The sequence below is a fragment of the Chlamydia pneumoniae TW-183 genome, assembly GCF_000007205.1.
In the GTDB taxonomy this organism is placed as follows: Bacteria; Chlamydiota; Chlamydiia; order Chlamydiales; family Chlamydiaceae; genus Chlamydia; species Chlamydia pneumoniae.
Genome location: NC_005043.1, coordinates 1,209,355 through 1,225,935, shown reverse-complemented (window position 1 = coordinate 1,225,935; position 16,581 = coordinate 1,209,355). Strand labels below are relative to the sequence as shown.

The following is a 16,581-nucleotide window of genomic DNA, read 5'->3' as shown; positions in this document are numbered from 1 at the left end:
ATGTTTCACCCTCAAGCCTCTTCTTGAGGGTAGTTTTCTGCCTAGATACGCAAGAAAACACTCTAATTTTTCTCTAAGAATTCGTCTTCACTACTCGGCCATCTTCTCTAATCTTCATTATGATTTCATAAATTTATGAAAAACATTGTGCAATACATGTAGACAATCTGAGTGTAGATTCTCTAAACTATTGAAGCATTACGGAAGAGTGGCAGAGTGGTCGAATGCGTCTGATTCGAAATCAGAAGTTCTCTTACAGGAACCAGGGGTTCGAATCCCTTCTCTTCCGATCTTTTTAGTTTTTCTGCACCTACAAGGATCTAAAAACGGCATAAAAAACGCCTTGCGTGTCTATGCCATCCACAGGATACCATTCCCACATCGATTTGCTGACACTACCCTTTGCTCTTTACATAGCTCAAGAGGGATTCATAATATTCATCGGAAAGATTCTTACGAATCTGCGACCATTGGATCGCAGTAAGTTTAGGATTGTAACTTTCTACACGCTGCTTGGCTGGGGTGTAGAGCATCCCTATAAAATAAATGTTTGCTTTTTTACAAAAAGCACCGATAGAACGCAAACGTTCTGCATCCTGATCCACATAGATGATTTGGCTAGGAGGAGAAGAGATCCCAGAGAGAAGAACTTCAAGGGCTGCGTCCATGGGCTGACCGTTTTTGAGAGAGCCAACAAACAAAATGTTTTTTTCTATAGCCATGGCCTGATCGAATGTTGTGTCCTTTGTAGGATGAGAGAGCCAACCATCTTCACAAATAGCTGGACACGAGGTGAAGTCTATGTTGAAAGAACGCAGAATGCGAAGAGTATTTTTTATCAAATGCACAGGTCTTTGAGAAATCCCGAGTACCCAAGATCGTTTCAAAGATAAGCCTGTGAGTACATTCCTTAAGTTCGCGCTCACCAATTCATAATCGACAAGAAAAGAAATCCCCATCCACTCCAGAAACGCCTGCTCTCTGGCTTGTTCTTCGGAGAGTGTAGTCTTAAGATCGAGCTCTCTATTGTAGAGCCATGCAGACTGGCCGACCATCTGTTTAGGAAATACCACAGTATCTTCAATATTGAAACATACTAAAGTTTTCTCTCTAGCAAACTTAAGAACTGCCTGCGCATCAGTAATTTTAATGACCACTGCTTCGAGAGGGGCTGCTCTATATAGGCATAAAGCTAGAACCATGAAAAGATAACGTCTCATAAAGATCCTTCAATGCAAAAGTATGACTGTTTCATGATCTTTTTAAGAAAATATTTTCATATTTACCAAAAATCTCACTAAAACCTAAATCTCCGCTCATGCTAGATAAAAAGGGCCCTAAGCACCCTCAGGGGGAAAGAGAATACGTAGGGCTTGTTGTTCTAACATCATGTTAATTCATTTTCGGAAGAGCGTTTAAAGTAAGCTGTGCGACTTCATCTGAAATTACTTGTAAACCCTGTGCTTCTTGGAGCTCCGTTGCTGTAGAGTAAGGATGAACATAAGAAAAAAGGCTTTCTTGAGCAGGATAGTATACCAGGCCTAAAAAGTTCATGCCCCAACCTATACAAGCAGACCCAACAGCTTGAACGACCTCAGGGTCTTCTCCTAGAAAGATAATTTTTTTAGGAGAAAGATCGAGCTGGGCAAATAATTGGCTTAACGCATCCACGATCGCAGTCTCTCCGCGGAAAAGCACGCCTTTATAAAAAACAGAGGCATCTGAGGGGGCACTATCGATCTTTAAAAGGAAGCTCTCCGATGCTATAGAGCGTTTTTGGAAAGATAGATTCTGTCGAAGCAAACTATGCAAAGTCGCAGGAATTCCTGTGATCCCAAAAGAAGAGATGCCTAAGACCAAGGCCGAGGAATTTGCAAGGATAGCTTCCATCTGCTCTGGGATCTCGCTCTCCAAGCACTCTTTGTTCCTGAAAATATCAATAGCAAGAGTTTCTTCTCCTAAACGTTCGTTGCCGTATGATTGATTTTCTAAGGATTTAAATAACTGCCGACGTCTGGTTTCCTGCCATCCTGGACTACCTAAATACCGATGCTGGAGAAGTCCACGATCCACATCGACGCAAAATATAGTACTTGCGTCTTCGTTTTTTAAATAGGAAGAGACTTTAGTAAAGGAGTAGAGAATCTGTATAGGGATCTTCTTTTTCTTTGGTGCTGCGTCTGCAGAATTGAAAAACCCCACTATGGCGCCTACCGTGATGACTACGCTGACACACATTCTTTTTTTCTGGATTTTCAACATTTGTTTCCAACAGCACCAATTTGCATGAAGGATATAATCTTTTTTTTAAATAAACACAACAATAAAAACGGTTGACACGATGTTCTTAGAGAGTTTTTGTCATTAACAACGAAAAAAGAAACCTTCTTCTAAAAGAAACTCCTTCCAGTGTAGGTTACGCCTTTCTTTCCACTACACGTGCATTGATCTTTTCAAGAATACCTATTTTAAACTCCTTCTCAAATTCAGGAAATTTCTAGTGAGTTTGCACTTCTACGACTCCACATCATTATCAAGTAATTTTTTAAATTCCGTAGATTTTAAAAAAAATGATTTTATAGACTTCCTTACCATCTTAAGTCTAAATAAGGTAAGACCCATGAAATAATGCATCTAATTTAAAATTTTCTTTATACATGCTCTAAACATCTTCTTCCGTCCGACGTTTTTAATTCCTCTCCCCCTCTTGTCAGCAATTCAAATTTCTTCAAATCAATTTTGACGTTTAGCCTCACTCTACTGTGCTATAGACACTGGGATCCCTTCGTTTCCCATTCCAAACAGCACAGTCGCAAGCAGAGCATACCGACTCTTTTCCTGTTCTTAGAGAGTTCTTTTCAACTCTCTAAAACCTAAATAAATCTAAATATTAAAAAGGTACGACTATGGTTTGCCCAAATAATTCTTGGTTCAGAATGTGTGGAAATTTCAACTGCGAATGGGTTGAAGTAACAACAACAGAAGAAACAACGCGGCAATCGGCTTCAGATATAAGCGAAGAAGCTGGTTCGAGTGGAGGAGCTGCTCCTATAACTACGCAACCTACTAAAATTACAAAAGTAGAGAAACGTGTCCAATTTAATACTGCTCAAGGTGATGAAAGTACAATACACATGATCCAAGAAGCAGGAGAATTGGTAGACTCCATTCTATCACATAGACGAACGCAAGGATGTACAGAGTATTGTTATGACAGTTACGCAACTGGATGTGGTCAGCGTTGCGGATCTTTTGGAAGACTCATTTGTGGAACGTATAAAGCGTGTTGCTTAGACAGAGAGGATAATCAGGTTGCTGGACTTGTCCATGAATGCGAACAGACCCATGGTCCTATTGCCGTTGCTTTAGCTGCTAAAACTATGGGCCTCAACTTAATGGAACTTGTAGAAAAAAACACTATTTTGTCTGAAGAACAGAAAAATGAATTTAGACAGCATTGCTCGGAAGCTAAAACCCAACTCTATGGAACGATGCAGAGCCTTTCTCAAAACTTTTTCCTTGAAGGAGTCAACAGCATTAGAGAACGCGGTCTAGACGATTCACTAGTCCAAGCCGTGCTAAGCTTTATTGCTACAAGGTCTTGGGAAAAAACTATAGAATCAGAGGAAGCCTCAGGAACATCTTCTGCTTCTAATTCTACACGCATTCCTGCGTGCTATATCTTAAATACGAGCCCCTTAACGACGTCACGCCTATCCTGTGGATCAAGAGATGCGCGACGCCCATCTTCAGTCGGTGCAGAGCCCCAGTACGTGGCAAAAAAATACAATGACAATGGCATGGCCAGACAATTAGGAAAAATCCAAGTCACCAATCTAAAAACAGGAGATTTTTCAGCTTTAGGTCCTTTTGGTCTCCTGATTGTGAAAATGCTGAATAGCTTTCTCTTATCTGCATCACAAAGCACATCTTCTATTCTAAAGCACACAGGTGGAGAAATATGTTATACGTGCCCAAATTTTCGTGATATCGTCGTTTTATTGATGTTAGCGATTGGCTATTGCCCTGCAAATACCGATGAGACATCTGTCGTAGATATACACATGATAGATGATCCGATTATGACCATCTTCTATCGACTACAATACAGCTATAGAACAGGGAAAACTTCAGCATCGTTTTTAAAAAAGAAACCCTCATTAGTAAGACAGGAAAGTCTTGATTGTCCTACCCCTGCAGAATCTGTCCCTCTCATGTCAAGTCTCGAAGAAGAAGATGAAAATGAAGATGATGATGAGGATGGGAATTTGGCGTATCAACAGCGTATCCTTGAATGCTCGGGTCATTTACAAACTCTATTTTTAGGGATAAAAATAAACAAAGAATAAGATTCCTATTTTTTGCCGCGAAGCTTTTGTTCTATCCAAGAATCTATGTTTTCTTGAAAAGTTTGAGAACTTAGAAAAAATTTTGCGGCATTTCTTCCCCAAATATTTATCCCATCACAACAAGGAAACTTAAGAGAGGATCTATGTTAAATTAAAAAATAAATTGACTAATAACCCGCGATCACTTTAAACTCTTTCTCTAAAAGTAATCTCGACAAAAAAACATAATCAAGATTTCCTATTTTTCTTAATCATCCAATAAGAAATAACCCGCTTTAAAATACTCTATCTGAACATTCTATAATTCCTTTCTAGAAGAACTCGTAATTATAAAAATCCATACAACTCAACCTCACTAAAGGAGAAGCCTTATGACATTTCCATGTGGAAATTGTAATTGTTATTATCGCGAAACGCCCCCACCAAATCCCGGAGGAGAAGATATTCCACTGCAAGAAGGAGGCCAATCTGGCTCTCAAGGTGGACGTGTAATTACACAACAGCCTGGGACTGGAGGTCGTGAAATGGGTATCTCGCTCGGATCAGACAATGTGCTAGGTATGGTAGAACAAGCAGGCTCGTTACTTAATAATCTCTTAGATAGTGCTAGAATGCAACGTCTAGGACATTATTGTTATAGAACCGGGACTCCCTGGTGCAGAGAGCATTGTCCTGGTTTCTTACAATGGATATGGGGAGGATGTTGCGCATGCTGCTTAGAGACCGTGGATGATCCTGATAATCCCTCAGCACAATTTCTACAACAACTTATACAGCAATACGGACCTATTTGTGTTGGTATGTCTTTCCAACAGCTACCGCACTGTACACAGAAGATTGAGCAAGGTGAACCGTTGGGTGACGGGGATAAACAGGAGGTTGAAAATGGTTGCAAGCTACATCGGGAACTACTAAAAGCAGCTCAACCAAGATGCATGGGTGAATCTCTAGTCAAGCTTTTACAAAACAACGGCTTAGGCGAAGACATGCAACAGACACCACCATGGAGTCTCATACTTCAAGCTGTTTCAGAGGGGGCTCTTTCCTTTGTAACTTCATCTGACAATCCTCCTACTTGTTGGATTCTACAACCAGAACAGCAACCCTGTCCCCCACCTCCAACAGACGAAGAACAGCTACAAGGTGCTGTAGGAGGCGCGCCAGCTCCTCAACAAAAGAAGCACCCCGCTCAAGAATGCCGTGTTACATGCAAACTCAATTTTAGGACTTTATTACAAAAATTATCCAGGTTAGAGGTTTTGAGCTTAGAATCCGGTTACAAGGGTCCTTTAGGACAAGCTGCTAAACAAATTGTGGACTTAATAAAAAAATCACTAAAAAGACTTGTTGCCAGTGATCTTGCGACTTTCTTAGGTCCTGGTATTGGTTTGAGTTTAGAATCTCAGGTATTTGAAGTCCTTGTCCTTCTATGCCTTCTTTCAAAAGGATATCTTCCTTTAGATCCTCTACATCCAGAGCAAACTGTTCTTGACCCTAGAGTCCAAGGTCCTTGGCAAAGAATTCTTAGAAAGGTATTAGTCACCACCACAGCTGGAGAGAACATTTGGAGACAAACCCAAGGCGAAGCTCCTAGACAAGCTCCACCACCTCCTGACCCGTGGGATGACGACGAAATAGAAAGAGATGGTATTGTGACAGGCGGAGGATTTGGCATTCCATGCCAGTGCCTTCGGTGTTGGAGGAAGCTCCCAACAGAGAAGAGACCGAACCGATGGCTGTGATAGTACAACAGGAAGTGATGGTTTAGGAGAGCCCTTAGGTCCTGAGGATGATGAGGGTAGGGATGAAGATCCCTGGTCTCCTGAAAATCAAAGACAACTTTTGCAAGGGGCTCAGAAAGTCTCACAACTATTCAAATTAGGGTAAGAAGTACTCCATCCTATCTGTTGGTCTAAATAGAGACCAACAGACCTTAAGTTAAAAAATAGAAAACAACGATCCGAGCCACCACACCATGATGCCACCTATAATGATCAGCCCTGCCCACCAAAGATTCGACCAAGAATGAATTGCTCTTTCCGGAGAATTCCTTCCTCCCATCGATTCAAGGTCTAAAAGCATCTCCATATTATGATCTGAAAACTCTTTAAAAATTTTCATGACATAAGGATGTTCTTGTAAGATACTATCTCCATCCAACCCAAGATACGTAGCGTATTTCTTAATAAATCCCTGAGCATAAACTGGAGAAATCAATTTTCCTAAACACCCCTGTTCAATAGCTTCTAAACAACTATATCGTATCGAGGTTGCAGCCTCTACATCCTTTAACGATAGGGATTGAGACTCTCGTGATGAGCGAAAGATTTCACCTAGATGTAGCAATTCTTTATGTATGTGTTCTTGCATGATTACCTATATAGTGTTTCTCAAAACCTTAAGAATGTAAAATACCAGACATCTTACACTCTTGTATCTTTGGCTCCCCGCAGTTATTTGCAGAAATATACAAAATTGTTGTTTAATTTGTACTTGGAAGTTGTCATAACTATACGATATAGTAGGCAAAAATAAAAAGTATGAGCACTTTGCATCCTGGATTCCTAGGACTAGGAATTCAACCGTTCTAAATTTTTTCTATAATTTATAGGTAGATGTCCTGCATGCCGCCACCATTTGTTGTTACTTTAACAACTTCTGCTCAAAACAATTTAAGAGATCAGCTAAAAGAAAAAAATTTTATCTTTTCTCAGCCACAGAATACCGTATTTCAAGCTCGCTCTAACACTGTTACCTGCACTCTATACCCCTCCGGGAAACTCGTAATCCAAGGTAAAGGAAGTGAGGAATTCATAGAATTTTTCTTAGAACCAGAAATCCTTCATACCTTCACCCATGCAAGGGTAGAGCAAGACCTTCGTCCAAGGTTGGGAGTCGATGAATCAGGGAAAGGTGATTTTTTTGGCCCTTTATGTATTGCGGCAGTCTATGCATCGAATGCAGAGATCTTAAAAAAACTCTATGAGAATAAAGTCCAAGACTCTAAAAATCTCAAAGACACGAAAATCGCTTCTTTAGCACGTATCATACGCTCACTATGTGTCTGCGATGTCATCATTCTATACCCAGAAAAATATAACGAGCTATATGGGAAATTCCAGAATTTAAATACACTTCTTGCTTGGGCCCACGCTACTGTTATCAACAACTTAGCACCCAAACCTGCAGGAGATGTCTTTGCTATTTCAGATCAGTTTGCAGCTTCAGAATACACCCTACTCAAAGCACTTCAAAAAAAAGAAACCGATATTACTTTAATACAAAAGCCACGTGCAGAACAAGATGTAGTCGTAGCAGCAGCTTCTATATTGGCTAGAGATGCATTTGTACAGTCGATACAGAAGTTGGAAGAACAATATCAAGTACAGCTTCCTAAAGGTGCTGGATTCAATGTCAAAGCAGCAGGAAGAGAGATCGCTAAGCAACGAGGGAAAGAGCTCTTAGCAAAAATCAGCAAGACACATTTTAAAACCTTTGACGAAATTTGTTCGGGGAAATAAGCAAAGCTGACAACAAATGTGACGCAAGAGACAAGAAAATATCACCTACATCAGACTGAAGAGCAATTAAGAAACTAGTTCTTCTTTACTCAAGTGTGTATTGTAGCGACGTTTGATCTTCTCTAAAGAGGCTTTAAATTTTTTAGGATCTTTGGGTTCTTCCATAAGATCAATATAGAGAACTCCATTCAGATGGTCAGTCTCGTGCATAATGATACGTGCAGTGAATCCTTCCAAGTGCTCAGTAAATATTTTACCATTGAGATCCATAGCGGTCACTGTGATTTTCTGAGGGCGGAATACTTCTCCTCGCAATCCAGGAATAGAAAGACATCCTTCTTTACCTATGATCGGGGTTTCAGAAGGATCTGATAGAACAGGATTGATAAATACCCTCGGAGACTCAGAGAAAATCAACTCTCCATCCTCAGTCTCTCTATCTACACACATGACAAATAAACTGACGTTTTTCCCTACCTGAGGAGCGGCTAAACCGACACCACGATGTGCTTCCATAGTATCACACATATCACTCACGAGATTACGAATCTCATCTGTGATCTCTGCAATTGGGGAAGACTTTTTCCTTAAAATAGGACTGCCGTAATATTCTAAACGTCTAATCATAGTCTGAACATGGGCTTGGCAGAGCTCTGTGAAGAAATCTCGTACGACAAGCACTTGGATCTAAAACATTTCTTGGGTTGATAAGAGTCATACTCTTTAAGGAAGCCAAAGGACTTCTTAACCATAGGAACAAAAGAAAGATTTCTACTCTTATCCGACCGTACACTCATATCTCGTATGAAAATAAAAACTTGCTAGCTTTATTGCAATTCAATCTAGACAACACCTAATTCCGCAAATAGGCTAGGATTCATCTGCTTCAACGCTCTCAGAAGAAGCTTGAGTGTCGCTCTCCTCAGCAGCAGGCAATAGAAATTCTTTAGCATCTAACTTTTTCCCCAAGAGATTCGTGGAAAATGAAAGTAGTAAACAACCTATGCAGAAAGCAACAGCACACCATGAAGTCACTTTTTTCAAAATATCTGGAGTAGAGACACCAAAGACAGAATCTCCAGAATCCACGCCGAACGAAGAACCTAACCCCATGCTCTTACTCTCTTGAACCAGGATTAAGCCACAAAGAATTACACATAGAAAAAGGAAAATGAATAAAAATGCGTAAAACAACACTGTCATGCCAATCTCCTTATTTAAAGACATCGATTAGGAAGACATCGGAGAACGTCTGATCCTTGTTTTTTGTTCTACTTCTCAATACCAGAAGAATCTCTCCCTCCAGATTCATGTAGACTTAATCAAATGCCCAAACACGAGCACCTGCCTAGCATTCTCTTAAAAAAACCAATTATTGACTATCTGAAAATTACTTCTATCTATGAGAAAGCGATCTTCAATACAGGACTTCCTTAGGGAGAATATAAATAAAAGCCGATGGACTAAGCGTCCACTACCTTTTCAACCTCTTCACGACCCTCTGTCATGTAACTATCGTCACACTCTGTAATTTGGTTATCGTCCCAGACTCCAAATAAATCCACGCCCTTGTCTTCAGCAACACAATGAAAAGATCCTAGGAACCCAAGAAAAAATAGACAAAAAAATCTCATAACTCTCACAAATTATACATTAAAATTTTTAGCGACTTCAAAAAAACTTTGCCCTTCTAAAGAAGCTCCGCCAACTAAAAGACCATCGACGTCGCTACATTGCCCAAATCGCTGAGCATTATCGACCTTCACAGATCCTCCGTACAAAATCGAAATCTCTTCAGCTGTAGCTTCTGAGAACCTCTCTGCCACTACCTCACGACAAAACATATGAATATCTTGCACATCCGAAGCTTCTGCCACCTTCCCTGTGCCGATAGCCCATACTGGTTCATAGGCGATCAAAAATTCGGAACCATTATCCATCTGTTCCAATCCCAAAAGCAACTGTTTTTTGATTACCTGATGCGCCTTTCCCTCTTCACGAACTTCTAAGCTCTCTCCAACACAAAGAACAGGCACGAGTCCCGCCTGAGCTACAGACTTTACCTTTGAAGCAATAAAGGCATCACTCTCTCCAAAAATATGACGACGCTCGGAGTGACCTACTAAAACAAATTCCACTCCTACCTCCTTAAGCATAGGTAAGGAAATTTCTCCAGTAAAAGCACCCGAAAGCTCGGGATGGACATTTTGTGCTCCCAACCAGAGAAAAGCTCCCGTAGTGTTTATCATCTCATGAATCGCTCTCAAAGAGGTAAATGGAGAAGCTATGCCTATAGTGCAGGAAAGAGGTTCTCCTTGTAGTAAAGAAGCTAATGTTTGAACATACTCTTTAGCTTCTTGGATTGTTTTGTGCATTTTCCAATTGCCCAAAACATAACTCTGCCTTGTCATCTTCCTCTCCTTATTCTCTCTGAATTTTATCCGCATACTTTCCCGACAGAATCAATGATTTTTTAATAGTTTTCTATCAGAAAATCACTTACTCTAAAGTCACTGAATTCTCTAGAGAGGCTTTCCTGTTATGTCATCGCCTCCACAGGCTGTTGCATCCCTAACTGAACGCATTAAGACTCTTCTTGAGTCCAATTTTTGTCAGATCATAGTGAAGGGCGAGCTTAGCAACGTCTCCCTACAACCAAGTGGTCATCTCTATTTTGGGATTAAGGATAGCCAAGCGTTTCTTAATGGTGCCTTTTTTCATTTTAAAAGTAAGTACTATGACCGCAAACCCAAAGATGGGGATGCAGTTATTATTCATGGGAAGCTTGCGGTCTATGCTCCTAGAGGACAGTACCAAATTGTAGCCCATGCTTTGGTTTACGCTGGAGAGGGCGATCTCCTACAAAAATTTGAAGAAACAAAAAGACGTCTGACTGCTGAAGGGTATTTCGCAACTGAAAAAAAGAAGCCCCTCCCCTTTGCTCCTCAATGCATTGGCGTCATTACTAGCCCAACAGGAGCTGTGATCCAAGATATCTTACGTGTACTCTCCCGGCGTGCTCGCAACTATAAAATTTTAGTTTATCCCGTCACTGTCCAAGGGAACTCTGCAGCTCATGAAATCTCCAAGGCTATTGAAGTGATGAACGCTGAGAACCTCGCTGACGTTCTTATTATTGCTCGGGGAGGAGGAAGTATTGAAGATCTCTGGGCCTTTAACGAAGAAATCTTAGTTAAAGCCATTCATGCAAGCACAATCCCTATTGTCTCTGCTGTCGGCCATGAAACTGATTACACTTTATGTGACTTTGCTTCTGATGTGCGTGCTCCCACTCCTTCTGCAGCCGCAGAGATCGTCTGTAAAAGTAGCGAAGAGCAAGTTCAGGTGTTCGAGGGATACCTCCGCCATCTACTCTCACACTCTCGCCAACTCCTCACATCAAAAAAACAGCAATTGCTTCCCTGGAGACGCTTTTTAGATCGCGCAGAATTCTATACTACAGCACAACAGCAACTCGACTCTATTGAGATCGCTATTCAAAAAGGTGTCCAAGGGAAAATTCACGAAAGCAAACAACGCTATGACAACATCTCGCGGTGGCTCCAAGGAGATCTTGTTTCCCGCATGACCTGCCGACTGCAAAGTTTGAAAAAAATGCTTTCACAAGCCCTATCCCATAAAGCACTTTCTCTCCAAGTACGTTGCCACCAACTAAAGAAAAGCCTTACCTATCCTCGCCAAATCCAACAGGCATCACAGAAATTATCCCCTTGGCGTCAACAGCTAGACACCCTAATTTCACGACGCCTCCACTACCAAAAAGAAGAATATTTTCATAAACACACACGACTCAAGCATGCTCACAATGTCTTAGAGCAACAGCTCCGTAGCCATGTGCAGAAACTGGAACTATTAGGCAGACGTCTATCGAGAGGATGCGAGCTAAATCTACAAAACCAAAAAATCGCCTATGCAAATGTCAAGGAAACTTTAGCAACAATTCTAGAACGTCGTTACGAAAATTCTGTTGCCCGCTACTCTGCGCTAAAAGAACAACTTCACTCTTTAAATCCGAAAAATGTTTTAAAACGCGGGTATGCAATGCTCTTTGACTTTAATGAAAATTCCGCTATGATTTCCGTAGACAGCTTACAAGAAAATGCTCGTGTAAGGATTCAGTTGCAAGATGGCGAGGCCATTTTAACTGTCACAAATATTGAAATTTGTAAACTTATAAAAGGCTAAATCATGGAAGAGGTCCCCTTCGAAAATGCAATGCAACGACTAGAAGAAATTGTTGACCTTATGAATCAACCCACGACTTCTTTGGATGCATCTCTAGCCCTATATGAAGAAGCTGATGCCTTAATGCGTATTTGTGAATCTCGTATTCGACAAGTAGAGCAAAGAGTCCGTGAGTTGGCAGAAAAGCGTCATGAAAGTTCTCTCTTTGAGGAACAAGCTGTAGTTCGGTAGTCTTATGGTAGAAATCCATCACAAAGACCCCTCATTAAAAAAGTTATTCGCCTTACAACAATCTTTAGAAACCTTAAACTCTTTGAGTGATATTGTAGCTACATATGAGGCCATGTTTTCTTTGATCTATGAAGGATTAAATAAAGCATTAAGAAAAGATCAACTATGTTATCTTCTTTCTGTTAACTCCAAAGGAGAACTCCTCAAAAGTCCTTCTGGAGACCCTATAGTACAAACGTTTCCTATACATCCACATCACTAAGGTCATGACTTCGTCTTCTTGCCCCCTTTTAGACCTGATATTGTCTCCTGCAGATTTAAAGAAACTCTCTATTTCTCAGCTTCCTGGTTTAGCTGAAGAAATCCGTTATCGCATCATCTCTGTATTATCACAAACAGGAGGCCACTTATCTTCAAATCTTGGAATCGTAGAGCTTACTATAGCCTTACATTACGTGTTCTCTTCCCCAAAAGATAAATTTATTTTTGATGTAGGACATCAGACCTATCCTCATAAACTACTGACAGGAAGAAATAATGAAGGATTTGACCATATACGCAATGACAACGGCCTCAGTGGTTTTACCAACCCTACGGAGAGTGACCACGATTTATTTTTCTCTGGACATGCAGGGACGGCATTGTCTTTAGCTCTAGGAATGGCTCAAACAACCCCTTTAGAATCACGCACACACGTCATTCCCATCCTTGGAGATGCTGCATTCTCTTGTGGTCTTACCTTAGAAGCGTTGAACAATATTTCAACAGATTTATCGAAGTTTGTTGTTATTTTGAATGACAACAATATGTCGATCTCTAAAAACGTAGGAGCCATGTCTCGAATCTTTTCCCGATGGCTACACCACCCTGCAACCAATAAACTCACTAAGCAAGTGGAAAAATGGCTCGCTAAAATTCCACGCTATGGGGATAGCTTAGCAAAGCACAGTCGGAGACTTTCACAATGTGTTAAAAATCTCTTCTGTCCCACTCCTTTATTTGAACAATTCGGATTAGCGTATGTCGGCCCTATAGACGGTCATAATGTTAAAAAACTGATCCCCATCCTTCAGTCCGTTCGTAACCTCCCTTTTCCTATTCTTGTCCACGTCTGTACAACTAAGGGGAAGGGCCTAGACCAAGCCCAAAATAACCCTGCAAAGTATCACGGAGTCAGAGCAAACTTCAATAAGCGAGAATCCGCAAAACATCTTCCCGCGATTAAGCCTAAGCCTTCTTTCCCTGATATATTTGGCCAAACGCTATGTGAACTTGGAGAGGTTTCCTCACGTCTCCATGTGGTGACTCCTGCAATGTCTATAGGATCTCGTTTGGAAGGTTTCAAACAGAAGTTCCCAGAACGCTTCTTTGATGTAGGGATTGCTGAAGGCCATGCAGTGACTTTCAGTGCAGGCATTGCAAAAGCCGGCAATCCTGTGATCTGTTCTATATATTCTACATTTTTACACCGTGCTCTCGATAATGTTTTCCACGATGTTTGCATGCAAGATCTTCCCGTGATTTTTGCTATAGATCGTGCAGGACTTGCCTATGGTGATGGACGTAGTCATCACGGCATCTATGATATGAGTTTCCTACGTGCGATGCCCCAGATGATTATCTGTCAGCCACGTAGCCAGGTGGTATTCCAACAGCTACTGTATTCTTCTCTACACTGGTCCTCTCCTTCTGCTATCCGCTACCCCAATATCCCAGCTCCTCATGGAGACCCACTCACTGGAGATCCAAATTTCCTAAGATCCCCAGGCAATGCTGAGACCCTCTCACAAGGTGAGGACGTTCTCATCATAGCTCTTGGAACCCTCTGCTTCACGGCCCTATCTATAAAACATCAGTTGCTTGCTTATGGCATCTCCGCAACTGTTGTAGACCCGATCTTTATAAAACCTTTTGATAACGATCTTTTCAGTCTTTTACTGATGAGTCACTCTAAGGTGATTACCATAGAAGAGCACTCCATTCGAGGAGGATTAGCGTCCGAGTTTAATAATTTTGTAGCTACGTTCAATTTTAAGGTCGATATCTTAAATTTTGCAATCCCCGATACATTCCTATCCCATGGGAGTAAGGAAGCCCTCACAAAATCTATAGGCCTTGATGAGAGTAGTATGACCAACCGCATTCTCACTCATTTCAACTTCAGATCAAAAAAGCAGACTGTTGGAGACGTCAGAGTTTAATTATCCCTAGAGATTGTAATTTCCTTAGAAGGGAAAGTACCTTTAACCCGCTTGCATCTTATGGAAGAGAGCAAGATAATCATTAAGACTCAATACTTCAGGACGCACATTTAGAAGTAATCCTAATTCCTTCAAAGCTTGTTCCACTTGCTCTTTAGGATAGAGGCCTTTTAGAGTATTAGCGAGTACTTTTCGACGCTGTTGAAATGCAGTTCTTGTTAAAGTAAAAAATACAGGAATCTCCTCGTCTGATAGAGGAAGTGTTTCTTTGACTTTCATATGAATGACTGCAGATTGCACTTGCGGTTTTGGATAGAAGCATGAAGCAGAAACTTTAAAAGCATAGTGTATATCAGCAAAAAACTGCAAAAAGATCGTTAGAGACCCATAATCCTTACCCCCTGGCTGGGCTACAATACGCCGGGCCACTTCATCTTGGACCATAACCGTCACTGTTTTCCAGAAATCTGGGGCTTCCAGAAACAACTTGGTAAGCAATGGAGTGGTAATATGGTAGGGAAGATTTGCTACTACTCGACCTTTTCCCAAAGTCGTATATTCCTGAAGCTGATCTAACGGGTATTTACAGGCATCGATAATTTCTAAGCGGATAGGGAGCTCTTCTAAAGATGGCGCAAACATCGGGTCTTTTTCAATAGCAATGACCTGAGCTCCTGCAGCTATGAGTTCTTCTGTAAGGGCTCCAAATCCTGGGCCGATCTCCAACACCCAATCTTGAGGAATCACCTCAGAGGTTGCCACAATTTTTTTGACAATATTCTGATCCACTAAGAAATTTTGAGAGAGGCTTTTCTTCGGCTTATTTTGAATTTCAGAAAGAAACCGGGAGAGTTGTGCAGGAGAACTTCTTGTCACTCAATCCCCTATAATAAGGAAAATAGAGGTGGAGCTTCTTCAGAAAGAAGTTTCGCAATCATAGAAGCATCATAGCCGTAGCGCTTGCGTAATCTGTCTTTATATTGTTTCTCTACACTCTCAGCTTCTAAAGCAAAAAGATGCTGTTTGATCTTGGACTCCATAACATCTAAAGGCTCTATAGAACCTGAGGTTTTGTCTAACAACATATAGAGTTTATATCCTGACTTATGTGCCTTAGGCAACCCACAGAGCTCTTTAGGATAGCCAATCAAGTCCAGCTCTTGCTTATGGCTTTGGGAGAGCTCACTATTCTCTCGAGAAAACTCTTCGGAGCAGACGAGTTGCCCTCCCTGAGAGATCACAAGAGCAGTTAAACGATCTTTATCCCAGGTTTTCGCTTCATTTAGACGAGCACGCACTTTATCAGCAATCTGGCTAGCCAAGGATTCTGTGTTGGCTTTAATCGTCAACACACGATACTTCCAGATGACTTTCCTAGAGGCTTCTTCTTCTAGCTTTCGGTAATATTCTCGAATTTTCCCTGGAGTCACCTTCAACATTACCTTAGAGCGCACCATCATACCCATCACCCTTTGTGCTGTCAAAGTGCGATCGATCACATTAAAAATATCGTTGGGACTCATTTCAAAATGCGCATACAAAGGAGAGAGATCTCTTCCGAACATCTCTTCGATTTCTTGATTCACTGCGGTGGGATCTGTAGCGATTCTCTTTGCCTTGGCATCTGCCACCATCAAAAACTCATCAATCACAGATTCAAGAACCACAGGCCACATCGCAGTATAGTACTGGGATCGTGCAGGGAAAGAATCTATAAGATGAGGATACGAATTATAAAATAGTAAGTTTAATTTATGGATCACATCTAAGGCAGTCACTACATTCTCTTCATCTACCTTAAACAAAATGCGATCGTGGATCGCTAGACCTGAAGGATCCTGTTCCTTAGATTCTAAAAGATTCTCATACCCAGATGAAGTCACTGGAACCTCAGCGGCATATCCTCCGTGCATTCCTAAGAATATGCATCCCGTACTTACTAAAACAATACCTCGCAAGGTCTGATATAATTTCATGACTTCCTACCCTATAGATTTTGACCTGCCCAGGGACTTACTATAAGGAATTGTGGTAATTTTGACCACTGAGAGAAGGTGTTTTCTTTCCTAAAAA

The 16,581-nt window shown here is 41.1% G+C and carries 17 protein-coding genes and 1 tRNA gene; 9 read left to right on the top strand and 9 right to left on the bottom strand.

The window, feature by feature from the left end; all coding sequences use genetic code 11:
• Window positions 1-202: 202 nt before the first annotated feature.
• Window positions 203-289: transfer RNA gene (locus tag CPB_RS05550), tRNA-Ser, on the top strand.
• A 106-nt stretch (window positions 290-395) separates the two neighbouring features.
• Here the strand turns inward: CPB_RS05550 and CPB_RS05545 are convergent.
• Window positions 396-1,220, bottom strand: coding sequence for a DUF2608 domain-containing protein (locus CPB_RS05545; protein ID WP_010883706.1), 825 nt, complete (start codon window positions 1,218-1,220; stop codon window positions 396-398).
• A gap of 172 nt (window positions 1,221-1,392) precedes the next feature.
• Window positions 1,393-2,262 carry a DUF2608 domain-containing protein gene (locus tag CPB_RS05540; protein WP_010883705.1) on the bottom strand — a complete coding sequence of 290 codons (870 nt, stop codon included), beginning with the start codon at window positions 2,260-2,262 and terminating at the stop codon, window positions 1,393-1,395.
• A 644-nt stretch (window positions 2,263-2,906) separates the two neighbouring features.
• Between CPB_RS05540 and CPB_RS05535 the strand changes: the two genes are divergently transcribed.
• From CPB_RS05535 to CPB_RS05695, 3 genes are all read left to right on the top strand, one after another.
• Window positions 2,907-4,349: a hypothetical protein gene (locus CPB_RS05535; RefSeq protein ID WP_010883704.1), complete on the top strand. Its 1,443-nt coding sequence runs from the start codon at window positions 2,907-2,909 to the stop codon at window positions 4,347-4,349.
• Window positions 4,350-4,720: 371 nt separating this feature from the next.
• Window positions 4,721-6,091: a hypothetical protein gene (locus tag CPB_RS05530; RefSeq protein ID WP_010883703.1), complete on the top strand. Its 1,371-nt coding sequence runs from the start codon at window positions 4,721-4,723 to the stop codon at window positions 6,089-6,091.
• Window positions 6,018-6,236 carry a hypothetical protein gene (locus tag CPB_RS05695; protein WP_123838458.1) on the top strand — a complete coding sequence of 73 codons (219 nt, stop codon included), beginning with the start codon at window positions 6,018-6,020 and terminating at the stop codon, window positions 6,234-6,236. The genes CPB_RS05530 and CPB_RS05695 overlap by 74 nt, the downstream gene beginning before the upstream one ends.
• Window positions 6,237-6,287: 51 nt before the next feature.
• On the opposite strand, the gene CPB_RS05525 is transcribed toward CPB_RS05695, so the two are convergent.
• A complete protein-coding gene (locus CPB_RS05525; RefSeq protein ID WP_010883702.1) occupies window positions 6,288-6,719 on the bottom strand; it encodes a helix-turn-helix domain-containing protein in 432 nt (143 codons plus the stop codon).
• A gap of 254 nt (window positions 6,720-6,973) precedes the next feature.
• Here CPB_RS05525 and rnhC point away from each other — a divergent pair, with 254 nt between their 5' ends.
• Window positions 6,974-7,870: a ribonuclease HIII gene (gene rnhC / locus CPB_RS05520; RefSeq protein ID WP_010883701.1), complete on the top strand. Its 897-nt coding sequence runs from the start codon at window positions 6,974-6,976 to the stop codon at window positions 7,868-7,870.
• A 66-nt stretch (window positions 7,871-7,936) separates the two neighbouring features.
• On the opposite strand, the gene def is transcribed toward rnhC, so the two are convergent.
• The 4 genes from def to tpiA all read right to left on the bottom strand — a co-directional run bounded on the left by def (window position 7,937) and on the right by tpiA (window position 10,281).
• The gene (def, locus tag CPB_RS05515) at window positions 7,937-8,497 is read right to left on the bottom strand and encodes a peptide deformylase (RefSeq protein WP_010883700.1); all 561 of its coding nucleotides are present in this window, start codon (window positions 8,495-8,497) and stop codon (window positions 7,937-7,939) included.
• Between the two features lie 243 nt (window positions 8,498-8,740).
• Entirely contained in the window at window positions 8,741-9,073 is a 333-nt protein-coding gene (gene secG / locus CPB_RS05510) for a preprotein translocase subunit SecG (protein ID WP_041466975.1), read from the bottom strand.
• A 260-nt stretch (window positions 9,074-9,333) separates the two neighbouring features.
• The gene (locus CPB_RS05745; RefSeq protein ID WP_011126293.1) at window positions 9,334-9,504 is read right to left on the bottom strand and encodes a hypothetical protein; all 171 of its coding nucleotides are present in this window, start codon (window positions 9,502-9,504) and stop codon (window positions 9,334-9,336) included.
• 12 nt (window positions 9,505-9,516) lie between these two features.
• Complete coding sequence (gene tpiA / locus CPB_RS05495) at window positions 9,517-10,281, bottom strand: triose-phosphate isomerase (protein WP_010892180.1); 765 nt, start codon at window positions 10,279-10,281, stop codon at window positions 9,517-9,519.
• A 130-nt stretch (window positions 10,282-10,411) separates the two neighbouring features.
• On the opposite strand from tpiA, the gene xseA reads away from it, so the two are divergent.
• The 4 genes from xseA to CPB_RS05475 are packed head-to-tail and all read left to right on the top strand — an operon-like array spanning window position 10,412 to window position 14,508.
• On the top strand, window positions 10,412-12,076 hold the full coding sequence (gene xseA, locus CPB_RS05490) for an exodeoxyribonuclease VII large subunit (RefSeq protein ID WP_010883695.1): 1,665 nt from the start codon (window positions 10,412-10,414) through the stop codon (window positions 12,074-12,076).
• Between the two features lie 3 nt (window positions 12,077-12,079).
• Complete coding sequence (locus CPB_RS05485) at window positions 12,080-12,307, top strand: exodeoxyribonuclease VII small subunit (RefSeq protein ID WP_010892181.1); 228 nt, start codon at window positions 12,080-12,082, stop codon at window positions 12,305-12,307.
• 4 nt (window positions 12,308-12,311) lie between these two features.
• Complete coding sequence (locus CPB_RS05480) at window positions 12,312-12,569, top strand: hypothetical protein (RefSeq protein WP_010883694.1); 258 nt, start codon at window positions 12,312-12,314, stop codon at window positions 12,567-12,569.
• A gap of 4 nt (window positions 12,570-12,573) precedes the next feature.
• Complete coding sequence (locus CPB_RS05475; RefSeq protein WP_010883693.1) at window positions 12,574-14,508, top strand: 1-deoxy-D-xylulose-5-phosphate synthase; 1,935 nt, start codon at window positions 12,574-12,576, stop codon at window positions 14,506-14,508.
• Window positions 14,509-14,550: 42 nt separating this feature from the next.
• Here the strand turns inward: CPB_RS05475 and rsmA are convergent, their stop codons facing one another.
• Window positions 14,551-15,384 (bottom strand): 16S rRNA (adenine(1518)-N(6)/adenine(1519)-N(6))-dimethyltransferase RsmA, encoded by an 834-nt coding sequence (gene rsmA / locus CPB_RS05470; RefSeq protein ID WP_011126292.1) that lies wholly within the window; start codon window positions 15,382-15,384, stop codon window positions 14,551-14,553.
• An 8-nt stretch (window positions 15,385-15,392) separates the two neighbouring features.
• Entirely contained in the window at window positions 15,393-16,484 is a 1,092-nt protein-coding gene (locus CPB_RS05465) for a hypothetical protein (protein WP_010883691.1), read from the bottom strand.
• Window positions 16,485-16,581: the final 97 nt, after the last annotated feature.

Bases quoted from the DNA above. Each gene is read 5' to 3' on its own strand.
- CPB_RS05545 (WP_010883706.1), bottom strand. From the start codon at position 1,220: ATGAGACGTTATCTTTTCATGGTTCTAGCTTTATGCCTATATAGAGCA.
- CPB_RS05540 (WP_010883705.1), bottom strand. From the start codon at position 2,262: ATGTTGAAAATCCAGAAAAAAAGAATGTGTGTCAGCGTAGTCATCACG.
- CPB_RS05535 (WP_010883704.1), top strand. From the start codon at position 2,907: ATGGTTTGCCCAAATAATTCTTGGTTCAGAATGTGTGGAAATTTCAAC.
- CPB_RS05530 (WP_010883703.1), top strand. From the start codon at position 4,721: ATGACATTTCCATGTGGAAATTGTAATTGTTATTATCGCGAAACGCCC.
- CPB_RS05525 (WP_010883702.1), bottom strand. From the start codon at position 6,719: ATGCAAGAACACATACATAAAGAATTGCTACATCTAGGTGAAATCTTT.
- rnhC (WP_010883701.1), top strand. From the start codon at position 6,974: ATGCCGCCACCATTTGTTGTTACTTTAACAACTTCTGCTCAAAACAAT.
- def (WP_010883700.1), bottom strand. From the start codon at position 8,497: ATGATTAGACGTTTAGAATATTACGGCAGTCCTATTTTAAGGAAAAAG.
- secG (WP_041466975.1), bottom strand. From the start codon at position 9,073: ATGACAGTGTTGTTTTACGCATTTTTATTCATTTTCCTTTTTCTATGT.
- CPB_RS05745 (WP_011126293.1), bottom strand. From the start codon at position 9,504: ATGAGATTTTTTTGTCTATTTTTTCTTGGGTTCCTAGGATCTTTTCAT.
- tpiA (WP_010892180.1), bottom strand. From the start codon at position 10,281: ATGACAAGGCAGAGTTATGTTTTGGGCAATTGGAAAATGCACAAAACA.
- xseA (WP_010883695.1), top strand. From the start codon at position 10,412: ATGTCATCGCCTCCACAGGCTGTTGCATCCCTAACTGAACGCATTAAG.
- CPB_RS05485 (WP_010892181.1), top strand. From the start codon at position 12,080: ATGGAAGAGGTCCCCTTCGAAAATGCAATGCAACGACTAGAAGAAATT.
- CPB_RS05480 (WP_010883694.1), top strand. From the start codon at position 12,312: ATGGTAGAAATCCATCACAAAGACCCCTCATTAAAAAAGTTATTCGCC.
- CPB_RS05475 (WP_010883693.1), top strand. From the start codon at position 12,574: ATGACTTCGTCTTCTTGCCCCCTTTTAGACCTGATATTGTCTCCTGCA.
- CPB_RS05465 (WP_010883691.1), bottom strand. From the start codon at position 16,484: ATGAAATTATATCAGACCTTGCGAGGTATTGTTTTAGTAAGTACGGGA.